Source organism: Kitasatospora sp. NPDC001095 (assembly GCF_053598615.1).
This window is the reverse complement of record NZ_JBSFKQ010000015.1, coordinates 132,427-144,548: the sequence shown is the minus strand read 5'-3', so window position 1 is coordinate 144,548 and position 12,122 is coordinate 132,427. Positions and strand designations below refer to the sequence as shown.

Sequence of the window (12,122 nt, the reverse complement as noted above, 5' to 3'; positions counted from 1 at the left end):
CACCGGCCACAACGCGAACTCCTTCCCCCCGGCCTCCTACGTCCACGCCTACAACGCGGACGGCAAGGAGATCTACAACCAGAAGACCCAGCCCACGGGCAAGAACCGCTGACAGAACGCGCTGTTCGGCGCGGTGATGTTCACACCGGGCGAGGTGGACGTGCCTGCCGGAGCGGGGTTCGGCGGCGATGGCGTCGAGCCGCGGCTTCGGGAGCAGCCCGAGGACGAAGGCGGAGATCTGGACCGGTGAGAGGCCGCCGACGGCGTCGGCGTAGGCGCCGTTCACCACCTGCTCGCCCAGGTGGCGCCGCAGGACCCGGCGGTCCCGGAGCTGTCCGGCCGGTCGCGGCCGGACAGCCCGGTGTCGTCGACCCGATCCACGGGTCGGTCGGGCCGAAGTGCTCGAACAGCGCCTTTCGGGCGCGCTGTTACACCGTTCCGGCGCAGTTGGTGAACGTCGGCCGGGTGCGGGCACTGTATATGCTCGCGCCGCCGTTGGCGTCGTACTTGAGGGGCACGGTGATGGTGTCGTCGGCGGTCCACGGGAAACCCTGGGCGTCGAACGTCCAGGTTCCGGTGGCCTTGGTGGCCAGTTCGGACAGCGTGACCCGACGCTCAGGCTTCCCCCCACTATGAGATCGCTCGCTCCGGCGCGTGGAAGCGGAGTCGCCCACCGACCGCCGTCGGCACCCCGACTTGGCTTGAACCGCACAGCGGTTGCGCCGCCTGACGCCGTTGCGCTCCGTGCTCGAGATGAAGGCGCCCACGACCTCGTGGTCCAAGGCGGCCGTCCGGCGGCGGTGGAACGCGGGGTGGAGACGGTGCTCCGGCAGGGAGTCGAGGTGCCTCGGCCGCGTCGGGGCGAGTCCCTCTCCGGTGACGGCTCCCGACTCCGGCGACCTTCCGCAGTACCAGGGTGTCCGGATCGGTGGTCGCCCCCTGGCGGGAACAGGGACGGGCAGTAGGATCGGCGCGTTGCATCCCGCATACCGCTGGTAGGAGACTTTTCATGGCTCAGGTCACGCTGAAGGGCAACCCGGTACAGGTCGGCGGCGCACTGCCCGCCACCGGCACCCAGGCCCCCGCATTCACCCTCGTCGGCGAAGGACTCGCCGACGTCTCCCTGAAGGACTTCGCCGGCAAGCGCAAGGTCCTCAACATCTTCCCCAGCATCGACACCCCGACCTGCGCGAACTCGGTGCGCGCGTTCAACGCCAAGGCCGGCTCGCTCGACAACACCGTCGTGCTGTGCATCTCCGCCGACCTCCCCTTCGCCCAGGCCCGCTTCTGCGGCGCCGAAGGCCTCGACAACGTCAAGACCCTCTCCACCCTGCGCGCCCGCGACTTCCACGACACCTACGGCGTCGACATCGCCGACGGCCCCCTCGCCGGCCTCACCGCCCGCGCCGTCCTCGTCCTCGACGAGAACGACACCGTCCTCCACACCGAGCTGGTCGCGGAGATCGCCGACGAGCCGAACTACGACGCCGCACTCGCCGTCCTCAACTGACCCACCCCGCGCCCCATCCGACGGCGCGCCACCCCTTTTTCCGTACCACGAAGGCCCGCCCCACAACCCGCGCGACCCACCCCCGCCCCGGGGGCGGGACCAAGGGCTGAGGGGGCGGGCCTTCACCCATCCACCCACCCACCAACCGGCCGCGAACCCTCACCGCGCCGGCACCGACCGGGCGCCCTGACCTGCCTCGCCTGGGCGCTCGTGCTCAACGGCCGCAGCTGACCGGGCTCGCTGCCGTTCGACGGGCGGACTCAGCCGCAGAGGGTGGCGAAGCCGTACCCGCGCGCCTTGAGCGTGGAGATGATCTCCGGCAGGGCGGCCACCGTCTGGCTGCGGTCGCCGCCGCCGTCGTGCAGCAGGATCACCGAGCCGGGGCGGACGTTGTTCAGCACCCGGGACCTGATCGCGGCCGCGCCGGGGCGGGACCAGTCCGCCGGGTCCACGGACCAGAGCACGACCTGCTTGCCGAGCGCCGAGGCCTTCGAGCGCACCGTGCCGTTGACCGCGCCGTACGGCGGGCGCAGGCAGCTCGGGGTGCGGCCGGTCTGTGCCCGGATGGCCTTGTCGGTGTCGGCCACCTGGGCGTTGAGCGCGGCGGCGGAGAGCTTGCGCAGGTCCGGGTGCGACCAGGAGTGGTTCTGCACGCTGTGGCCCTGCCTGGCGACCTGCGCGGTCACCGAGGGGTGGGCGGCGACGTTCTGCCCGATCTCGAAGAAGGTCGCGCGCACCCCGTACCGGGCGAGCGTCGCCAGGACCTTGGGCGTGTACGCGGGGCTGGGGCCGTCGTCGAAGGTCAGGTAAACCACCTTGCCGCCCTTGGTGCCGGCCGCCTCCGCGTCCGCGACGGGCAGGGCCACCGCGGCTCCCGCCGCCAGGGCGACGACGAGGGCGCCGATCGCGGTCCGGAGCCTGCCGACTGCCTCGCGCCTGCCGGGTCGTACGGACATGCCTGCCCCCTGGGGTCGGAACTCCCGTGCCTCGGCCAGTCTGCTCGCGGCGGGCCGTCCGCCGCGAGCCCTCGCCGGTCACCGGCGAACGGAATCGGCCAGTCGTACGGCGGAGGCCGGGGGCTGGCCCCGCCGCACCGGGGCCGCGGAACCACCCGGCGACTCGGAACGGTGTGGCGAACTTCGGTGCGGGGAGGCTATGCTCCCCCGCGATGACCACTCACGCTGCTCACAGAATGGGGGTCCCGTCCGCGAAGAGTGAGTGCTGATGCCCACTCACCCCGCGCACGGGAACGACTCCCGCCTCTCCTTCTGGCGGCGCGTACGCGAGTACGCCGTGCCGCCCTCCATGATCGAAATCGCCACCGCCCGCCGCCTGGTCGGCGACTGGGCCGGGGCCTGCGCCGCCGCCAACGTCGAGGTCGACTTCCGCCTGCGGGACGTCACCCGCGTCCACGGACGGGAGCTCGCCGACCGGTTGCGGGCCGATCTCCGCTGCCTGGCACCGGAGTTGCTGCGCTGGCACCTACCGAGGTCCGCTCCCGACGGACTGCTGCGGCCCGGGCTCACCGTGCCGCTGACCCGCTACCCCGGCAGACCGCCGGTCTTCCTCGTGGTTCGCACACCGCCCGCCTGGGCGGAGTACGGGCAACGGATCAGCCTGGCGCTCTGGGACGGGCTCGCTGACGACGGCCGGTCGCCGCACCCGCATCCGCGTCCCAGCCGACGGTTCCGCTACGACCTGCACCGGCACCTCTGGGACGCCGGGCGCAGCGCGGAGCTGACCGTCCGGGCCGGAACCGGGGATCCGCCAACGGGGCCGACCACTACAGAACTTGGCGATCCGTCCCGACGCTGGGCCGCCGACCGCTGGGCCGTCGAGGCCGAGTTGCTGCTGCGCGCCGACGGGCTGCCGCCCGGTCCCGTGGTGGTACGGCTCGGAAGTCGTCGGCGGCTGCTGCTCGGACCGGACGGGTCGACGACGGAGGCCCTCGGCAACGTCTCGGGACTGCCGCTGCTGCCCGATGCCGCGACCTGGGCGCCACCCGACATCGACCTGCTCCGCAGCGGGGCGATCGAGGCCGAGCGGCTGCACCCCCTGCTAGCGGCCGCGCTGGCGCCCGGGCAGGCACCCCTGGCACGGGCGGCGACAGGGCCCGAGCCCCACGGGCTGGTGGACTGCCGAGGGGCGCGGCACCGGATCGGGCTGGTCGACGGGACGCTCGTCCCGCTCGACCACGAGCCGGCCGAGCTGCGCCGCGAGGAGCTGCTGGCCGCCCTGTCCGGCACCCCGCTGCCCTGTCTGCGGGCGATCGACCTCGCGCACCGCCGGCCTGCCCAACTGGCCGGTGTACGCGATCGGTTGGACCACGGCGACACCGCCGGGGCGCTGGCCGTGGTCGAGGCCCTGCTCGGACCGGAAGCGGTGCTGCGCGACGGACCGCTGCGCGACGAGCTGGCGGCGGCGGCCGAGCGGCGCATCGCCTACGGCCTCTACCGGGCGGGCCTCACCGGGCCCGTTCCCGTCACCTACCCGGCGCCACGCGTACGCCACAGCACCCGCCCCGGCAGCTCGGCCTTCCGCCCACGCCCGCGCCTGGCCTCGCTCCGCTGACGCCGACGACGCCCACGCCCACGACGCCGACGCCGACGCCGAAGCCCACGGCGCCGACCGCCGACCGCCCCGCTCTGAACGCCCTTAAGCACCAGACATCTTGAGGTGATCACCCATGCCCGTCCGCACTCCCGAAGCCGCCCGCCTCGATGTCGCCCGGCAGCTGCTCGACCTGCTGGCCGACACCACCACCGAACCGCGCGCCGACACCCGACTGGAGGCGCTCACCCTGGCCGTCGCCGCCGACCTGCCCGTGCTGCTCTGGGGCGAGCCCGGCATCGGCAAGACCGCCGCGCTCAACCAGCTCGCCGAGGCCCTGGAACTGCCGCTGACCACGGTGATCGCCAGCGTCCACGAGCCCTCCGACTTCTCCGGCCTGCCCATCGTCGGCGACGACCCGGCGCAGCAGGGCGTCCCGATGGCCCCGCCGGACTGGGCGGTGCGGCTGGTGCGGGCCGGGCACGGTCTGCTGTTCCTGGACGAGCTGTCCACCGCGCCACCCGCCGTCCAGGCCGCACTGCTCCGGCTGGTCCTGGAGCGGCGCATCGGAACGCTCGAACTCCCGCCCGGCGTAAGGGTCGTGGCCGCCGCCAACCCGCGCTCCTCGGCGGCCGACGGCTGGGAGCTGAGTCCGCCGCTGGCCAACCGCTTCGTCCACCTTCAGTGGGCGCACGACCACGAGGTGGTGGTGCGCGGCCTCGGCGGCGTCTGGCCGGTGGCCACCCTGCCCCGGCTCGACCCGCAGGCGCTGCCGGCCGCCGTCGCACTGGCCCGGCGCGCGGTGTGCGGGCTGCTGGCGGCCCGCCCCGAGCTGGTGCACCGGCTGCCCACCACCGAGACCCGGCGCGGCGGCGCCTGGCCTTCCCCGCGCAGCTGGGACATGACGCTGCGGCTGATCGCCTTCGCGACCGCGGCCGGGTCCTCCCGGGAGGTGCTCTCGCTGCTGGTGCGCGGTGCGGTCGGGGACGGCCCGGGGCTGGAGCTGATGGCGTACATGGACCGGATGGACCTGCCGGATCCGGAGGACCTGCTCGCCGACCCGGCCGGCGCTGTACTGCCCGAACGCGGGGACCTGCGCCAGGCGGTGCTGGACGGAGTGGTCGCGGCGGTCCGCAACCGGCCGGACCGGGCGCGCTGGGACGCGGCCTGGGCGCTGCTGGTCCGGGCCCTGGAGACGGGCGCGCCGGACCTGCTGGTCGTCCCGGCGACCACGCTGGCCTCGCTGCGCCGGGAGGACTGGGACGTGCCCGCGGCGATCGAGCGGCTCACCCCGGCGCTCGCGGTCTCCCGCCGGGCCGACCTCGTCGGCATCGGTCAGGCGCGGGCGGCGGGGCGATGAGCGGCACGGCGGGCGGCGGGCCGACGAGCCACACGGCAGGCGGCGGGCCGACGAGCCGCACGGCGAAAAGCCCCGGCGGCACCGCGAACGCGCCGTCCCCGCCGCTGGACCTGGAGAAGCTGTACGCCGCCCGGCTGTACGCCGCCCGGGTCCGCCCCTACCTGGCTACGGCCCTGTTCGCCCTCCACCTGGTGGAGTCCCGGCAGGTGCCGACCATGGCCGTGGACCGGTACTGGCGCTGCTACGCCTCGCCGGCCTTCGTCGCCCGCACCCCGGTGGACCAGCTGGCCGGCGTCTGGGTGCACGAGGTCTCGCACCTGCTGCGCGACCACCACGGGCGCGGCGACCGGCTCGCCCGGGAACTCGGTCTGGAGGGCCCGGCCGCCCGGCTGCGGATGAACATCGCCGCCGACTGCGAGATCAACGACGACGTGTACGGCGAGGGTCTGACCAGCCCGGCCGGCGCCATCAGGGCGGAGATGCTCCAGCTGCCGGAGGGGCTGCTCATGGAGGAGTACGTACGCCGGTACCGCTCCCACCCGGGCCACCTGGAGGCGGCCTGGCTGGAGTGCGGCAGCGGCGCCGACGGCCTGGACCGTCCGTGGGACCTCGGCCCCGACGGCGGTCACGGGCTCACCGCCCAGGAGCGCGACGCGGTGCGCTTCCGGGTCGCCGAGGGCATCCGGGGTCGCCCCGGCACCGCCCCGGCGGGCTGGAAGCGCTGGGCCGAGGAGGCGTTCCACCCGCCGCAGCCGTGGCGGCAGCTGCTGGGCGCGGCGGTGCGCTCGGCGGTGTCCGGCGCGGGAGCGGGCGAGGACTACAGCTACGGCCGCCCCGCCCGCCGTTCGGCCGGGGTGCCGGGCGTGCTGCTGCCGAGCCTGCGGCGGCGCCCGCCCCGGGTCTCGGTGATCATCGACACCTCAGGCTCGGTCTCGGACGACGAACTGGGCAGCGCGCTGCTGGAGGTCGCGGCGATCGGCCGGGCCGTCGGCGGCCGCCGCGACCAGGTCACCGTCGTCCCCTGCGACGCGGCAGCCCAGGCCGTCCACCAGCTCTGCCGGGCCGAGGGCATCCCGCTGATCGGCGGGGGCGGCACCGACCTGCGCACCGGCTTCGACGCCGCCCTGCGCGGTCGTCCCCGCCCGGACGTGGTGGTGGTCCTGACCGACGGCCAGACCCCGTGGCCCTCCGCCGCCCCGGCCTGCCGCACGGTGGTCGGGCTCTTCCCGAGGCCGATCCGGTACAACGAGAACCGGGCGGAGTACCGGCCGAGCGCCCCACCGCAGTGGGCGCGGGTGGTGACCATCGGCTGAGCGAGCGTCCGGTCGCGGCCGTGCGAGGATCGGGCAGGTGACGGACATCGGGCCCCTGGCCGGGGCGGCGACGGGAGGGGACAGCTCGGTGACGCCGACGGCGGCGGCCGGCGCGGAAGGCTTCGAGCCGGACGAGCACGTACGGTTCGCGCGGTACCGCAGGGCCTTCGCGGAGGTGGCGCCCGAGGACGCGGCCGGCCTCGTGGCCCGGGTGCTGACCGACCCGGAGCGCTCGATGGCTAGCTGCGCGGTCTGCGAGTACCTGGACCGGCGGGCGGCGGAGCTGCTGACGGAACCGGGCTTCCCGGCCTGGCAAAGGGAGTTGGCCGACGCCACGGCGGCCGACCCCTTCGCCGTCCGGCGCCTGCGGGACTGGGCGCTGCTGCGGGCGATCACCCTGGACGAGCCGTGGGAGGAGGAGCAGGTGTCCGAGGCGGACACCTGGCTCCAGGCGCGCCTCGCCGAGGGGTCCTCGGCCCGGCGGGTCCTGGGCCTCCTCGCCGAGCGCGGCCGTACCCGGCGCACCCGCAACATCGCGGCCTGCCGCCTGCGGCGCCGCCGGTAGCGGGCGTTGCCGCTGGAGGGACCAACCGCGGGCGGAAAGGCCGGCCCCTGGCGGAGGGACCGGCCTCCGGCCCCTCCGCCCGGGGCGGGCGCTCAGCGGACCATGGCCGCCAGAACGTCTCGCCAGTCCTCGCCGGGCTCGGGGGCGAGGGGGCCGGCCAGGGTGTCCGCCCGGTAGTGCCAGGGGCGGTGGAGTTCCTCCTCGGCGTCGGGGGTGGCGGCGACGGGGCTGCCGGAGCCGAGCAGGCGGACCAGTTCGGTGGTGAAGTCGGCCCAGGAGACGTGTCCGCTCACCGCGTTGACGACCCGGCCGGCGGCGGGATGGTCCGGGGTGAGGCAGGCGGTGAGGGCGCGGGCCAGGGCGGCGGAGTGCACCCACGAGGCGCCGTACCACGCGTCGGCGGGCGGCACCGCGATCGGCAGGCCGGCCAGGGCGGCCTGGTAGAGCGGGCCGGTGGCACCCCAGCGGAGCTGGTCGCGCAGGCGGTGGTGCGGGCCCCAGACGATCGGCGCGCGGACGGCGGTGGCCTGGCCGCGGCCGGTGGCGGCGGCCTCGAAGAGGATCCGCTCGCAGTCCAGCTTGGCCTGCCCGTACGGGGTGACGGGAGCGCCGCTCGGTCCGCCCTCGGCGACTTCGGTGCCCGCCGGGCGGCCGTACGCGTCGATGCTGCTGACGAAGACGAACGGGCCGCCCCGCCAGCCGTCCACCAGGGCGCGCATCGCGGCGAGGTCGGTGGCGTGCTCGGTGAAGGTGCAGGCGGAGTGGATGACGGCGTCCACGCCCTCGACGGCCCGGCGCAGGCTGTCGAGGTCCCCGAGGTCGCCCTCCGCTACCTCGGCGCCGTTCAGTGCGGGCAGGTGCGCGGACTCGGGCCGGACCAGCACCCGGACCGGCCGGCCCTGGGCCATCAGTTCCTGGAGCACGGCCGCGCCGACCCCGCCGGTGGCGCCGGTGAGCAGGACGGTGCCGGTGCGGGCGCCGGTGGTCCGCGGGCGGGCGCCGGCCCGGGCGAGGGCGGCGCTGCGCTCGTCGGCGCGGGTGGCGAGCAGGGCGGCGAGGGCGCGCGGGGTGCGCTGTTCCAGGATGTCGAGGCCGGTGAGCGGCAGCCCGGTGCGGGTGCGCAGGCGTTCGGCGAGCTGGACGGCGACCAGGGAGTGGCCGCCGAGGGCGAAGAAGTCGCCGTCGGCGGGCGCGGTGGTGCCGAGGAGTTCGCCGAACGCCTGCCGTACGACGTCCAGCGGGCCTTCCTGCGGCGGAGCCTGGTCGGACGGCGCAGCCCGGTCGCGCAGCGGCGCAGCGCCGGGCAGCCGGTCGCGGTCGGGGGTACCGTCGGGGTGGCGGGGCAACCGGTCCACCAGGGTGACGGCGAGTGGCAGTTCGCCGGCCGGGAGGCGTCCGCGCAGGGCGGCCCGCAGATCGGTCCCGCTCGGGACGACCGGACCGCGCACCACCGCGTAGGCGAGCGGCGGGCCGTCGGGATTGTCGACCACGGCCGCCTCGACCACCGCGGGATGGGCCGACAGGGCTTCCACGACCGGGTGTTCGGCGACCGTCAACCGCTCTCCGGGCAGGTCGGACAGCCGCCGCCGCGGGTCGCCGGCCACGGCGGTGAGCAGCGCCGCGAAGGCGTCGAGCAGCCGGGCGGCGGTGTCCTGGTCCAGCGCGTCCCCGTCGTGCTGCAGCAGGCAGCGCGGCTCCGGGCCGTCCTCCACCAGCAGGGTGAGGCCGAACTTGGCCAGCCCCAGGTCGAGTTCCACGTTCTCGGCGTCGAGGCCGGGCAGCACCAGCGGGTCGACGTTCTGGACGAGGTCGCAGCTGACCGAGAGCAGCGGGGTGCCGTCCGCGCCGCGCGCGGCCGCGCCGAGCCGCTCGACCACCAGGTCGAGGGGCACCTCGTGGTGCTGCTGCGCGTCGAGCAGGGCGGTGCGGACCAGGCCGAGCAGTTCGGCGAACGACGGGTCCCCGGACGGATCCGCCCGCACGGCGAGGGTGTTGACCGCGAGTCCGACGGTCCGGCGGAACTCGGGCCGCCCGCGGTGGCCGCTGGCGCAGCCGAGGACGAGGTCGTCCTGCCCGGAGGCGATGCGCAGTGCGGCGAACGCGGCGGCCAGCACGACGGTGAACAGCGTGGCGCCGTGCCGTGCGCCGAGGACACGCAGCTCCTCCAGCACCGCCGGCTCCAGCGGCGCGGTGTGCAGCACGGCGCGGCGCTCGCGGGCGCCGGGCGGGAGGGGCCGCAGCAGCGACAGGGGGCGCGCCCCGGACAGCCCGGCCGCGAGGGTGTCGGCGGCGGCCGTCAACTCGGCGTCCCGGGCGCGCTCCTGGCGGGCGTAGTCGGCGTACGACGGGGCCGGGGCCGCAAGCCGGTCCGGCACGCCGTCGCGCGCGGCACGGTACAGCTCGGCGAGGTCCTCCGCGATGAACCGCAACGCGCCGCCGTCGATGGCGATGTGATGGATCGTCAGTAGCAGCGTGTGGTCCTCGGGCCCGTGCCGCAGGAGCACGGCGCGCAGCACGGGCCCGGCGGCGAGGTCGAACGGCCGGGCGGCCTCGGCGGCGAGCTGCTCCGGTCCGGTGGCGTCCAGCACCGGAAGCGGCACCGGGGTGACCGGGTCGACCTGCTGGTACGGCTGGTCGCCCCGGCGCGGGTAGCGGGTGCGCAGGACGGCGTGCCGCTCGGTCAGGCCGGTGAGCGCGGTGGCGAGGGCCGCCCGGTCGAGCGGGCCGCGCAGCCGGGTGGCGACCGGCACGTTGTAGAGGGCGCCGCCCTGGCCGAGGTGGTCCATCAGCCACATCCGCTGCTGGGCGTGCGAGAGGGGGGCCTGGTCACCGGCCGCGACGGGCCGGGCGGGCGCGGCGGCGGGCGTGGCGGCTGCGCGGCGGCCGCGGGCGCGGCGCAGCAGGTCGGTCTGGTCGACGGTGCTCATCGGTCGGCTCCCGGGGTGTCGTCGGCGGCCAGCAGGGCGCGTTCCAGCAGCTCGGCCTGGGCGGCGACGGTCGGATGGGCGAGGAAGTCGGCGAGCGACAGCTCGACCCCGAGGTCCTCGCGCAGGTCGTCCACCACCCACATGGCGAGCAGCGAGTGCCCGCCCTCGGCGAGGAAGTCGGCGGCCGGGTCGGTGATCGGGCGTTCCAGGGCCCGGCTCCACGCCTCGGCGACGACCTGCTGGATCGGGCCGAGTTCGGCCCCGGCGGACGGCTGCGCCTCGGCCGGACCGTCGGCGGCCAGCGCCCGCCGGTCCACCTTTCCGCTGCCGGTCAGCGGCAGCGCGGCGAGTACGGTCCAGGCGGTGGGCACCAGGTGGGCGGGCAGCTGCTCGGCGAGGCGGGCGCGCAGCGTCTCGACGGCCGGGCGGGCGCCCTCGGCGAGCACCAGGCAGGCGGTGAGCGCGGCGTCGGCCTGCCCGGCCCGGCGGACCACGACGGCCGCCTCGGCGACCTCGGGCAGCTGGAGCAGCGCGTGCTCGACCTCGCCGGGTTCGATCCGGAAGCCGCGCACCTTGACCTGGTCGTCGGTGCGCCCGTGGTACTCCAGGGAGCCGTCCGGCAGTCGGCGGACCCGGTCGCCGCTGCGGTAGGCGCGTCCGATGCCCGGCAGTTCGCGGAAGCGCTCGGCGGTCAGCTCCGGCCGGTCGAGGTAGCCGAGGGCCAGCCGGTCGCCGGCGATCCACAGCTCGCCGACGGCGCCCGGCGCCACCGGCGCGAGCTGCTCGTCCAGGACGTGGGCGCGGGCGCCGCCGAAGGTCCGGCCGATCGGGACGGAGCCGGCGCAGTCGGCGCGGGTGATCCAGTGCAGGGTGGTGAAGGTGGTGGCCTCGGTCGGCCCGTACCCGTTGACCAGTTCGAGCCAGGGGAAGGACCGCAGCACGGCGCCCGCGTGCTCGGCGGAGATCGCCTCGCCGCCGACGACGACGGTGCGCAGCACGCCGAAGACCCGGGACCGCCGGGCGGCCAGGTGGTGGAAGAGCGCGGTGGTGAGGAAGACGGCGGTGACTCCGAAGCGCTCGACGTCGCGGACGAGGTCCTCGGCGCTGGGCCGCTCGGTCGGGGAGACGGCCACGGCGGCGCCGCGGACGAGCGGGGTCCACAGCTCGAAGGTGGCGGCGTCGAAGGAGACGGTGGAGTGCAGGAGCATCCGGTCGCGCGGGCCGAGGGCGACGGTGTCCTCGGCGGCGACCAGGTCGGTGACGGCGCCGTGCGGGACGAGGACGCCCTTGGGGCGGCCGGTGGAGCCGGAGGTGTAGTAGAGCAGGGCGGGCGCGGCCGGGTCGGCTGCGTCGGGTGCCGTGCCGTCGGTGGCCTCGGTGCCGCGCTCGGTCAGCACGAGGGTGCGCTCCTCGGGGAACCCGGCCTCGGCGAGCAGGCCCTTGTCTCCGAGGACGAGCCGGACGTCCGCGTCGGCGGTCATCTCGGCGATCCGGGGGCGCGGATAGGAGGGGTCGATCGGGACGACGAGCGCGCCGGCCCGCCAGACGGCGAGCTGGGCGACGACGAGCCGGGTCGAGTGGGCGCACAGCAGGCCGACGGCGCTGCCGGGGCCGATCCCCCGGGCGGCCAGGACGGCGGCCAATCGGCCCGCGGCGTCGACGAGTTCGCGGTAGGTCAGGACGGTGGAGCCGTCGGTCACGGCGAGCGCGTCGGGCCGCAGTCCGGCCTGCCGGGCGATCAGTGCGGGCACGGGCAGCGCGGGCAGGGTCGCGGCGCTCAGGCCGGACGGGTTCGCGGGGGCCGAGGCGGGCGAGGCTGCGGCCGGCGAGGTCGCGGGGGCCGAGGCGGCGGCGGGCGAGGTCGCAGTGGTCATGGGTGGTGGTTCCCTTCCGGGCG

9 protein-coding genes are annotated in these 12,122 nt (G+C 76.0%); 5 read left to right on the top strand and 4 right to left on the bottom strand.

The features are described 5' to 3' along the window. Positions 1-428: 428 nt before the first annotated feature. Positions 429-674, bottom strand: coding sequence for a hypothetical protein (locus ACWDBB_RS16385; protein WP_449790213.1), 246 nt, complete (start codon positions 672-674; stop codon positions 429-431). Between the two features lie 335 nt (positions 675-1,009). Here ACWDBB_RS16385 and tpx point away from each other — a divergent pair, with 335 nt between their 5' ends. After that, a complete protein-coding gene (gene tpx / locus ACWDBB_RS16380) occupies positions 1,010-1,510 on the top strand; it encodes a thiol peroxidase (protein WP_449790212.1) in 501 nt (166 codons plus the stop codon). A 260-nt stretch (positions 1,511-1,770) separates the two neighbouring features. Here tpx and ACWDBB_RS16375 read toward each other — a convergent pair whose 3' ends face one another. After that, entirely contained in the window at positions 1,771-2,466 is a 696-nt protein-coding gene (locus ACWDBB_RS16375; RefSeq protein ID WP_449790211.1) for a polysaccharide deacetylase family protein, read from the bottom strand. Positions 2,467-2,734: 268 nt separating this feature from the next. On the opposite strand from ACWDBB_RS16375, the gene ACWDBB_RS16370 reads away from it, so the two are divergent. The 4 genes from ACWDBB_RS16370 (at position 2,735) to ACWDBB_RS16355 (ending at position 7,298) form a co-directional block, all read left to right on the top strand. Continuing rightward, positions 2,735-4,081, top strand: coding sequence for a hypothetical protein (locus ACWDBB_RS16370; RefSeq protein WP_449790210.1), 1,347 nt, complete (start codon positions 2,735-2,737; stop codon positions 4,079-4,081). Between the two features lie 115 nt (positions 4,082-4,196). Continuing rightward, entirely contained in the window at positions 4,197-5,420 is a 1,224-nt protein-coding gene (locus ACWDBB_RS16365; RefSeq protein WP_449790209.1) for an AAA family ATPase, read from the top strand. Beyond that, entirely contained in the window at positions 5,417-6,733 is a 1,317-nt protein-coding gene (locus ACWDBB_RS16360; RefSeq protein ID WP_449790208.1) for a vWA domain-containing protein, read from the top strand. Before ACWDBB_RS16365 ends, ACWDBB_RS16360 begins: the two co-directional genes overlap by 4 nt. Positions 6,734-6,770: 37 nt before the next feature. Then, positions 6,771-7,298, top strand: a complete 528-nt coding sequence (locus ACWDBB_RS16355) for a hypothetical protein (RefSeq protein ID WP_449790207.1) — start codon at positions 6,771-6,773, stop codon at positions 7,296-7,298. 92 nt (positions 7,299-7,390) lie between these two features. On the opposite strand, the gene ACWDBB_RS16350 is transcribed toward ACWDBB_RS16355, so the two are convergent. Together ACWDBB_RS16350 and ACWDBB_RS16345 are read right to left on the bottom strand one after the other, a co-directional pair. After that, positions 7,391-10,225: a condensation domain-containing protein gene (locus ACWDBB_RS16350; RefSeq protein WP_449790206.1), complete on the bottom strand. Its 2,835-nt coding sequence runs from the start codon at positions 10,223-10,225 to the stop codon at positions 7,391-7,393. Beyond that, positions 10,222-12,099 carry a non-ribosomal peptide synthetase gene (locus ACWDBB_RS16345; protein ID WP_449790205.1) on the bottom strand — a complete coding sequence of 626 codons (1,878 nt, stop codon included), beginning with the start codon at positions 12,097-12,099 and terminating at the stop codon, positions 10,222-10,224. The genes ACWDBB_RS16350 and ACWDBB_RS16345 overlap by 4 nt, the downstream gene beginning before the upstream one ends. Positions 12,100-12,122: the final 23 nt, after the last annotated feature.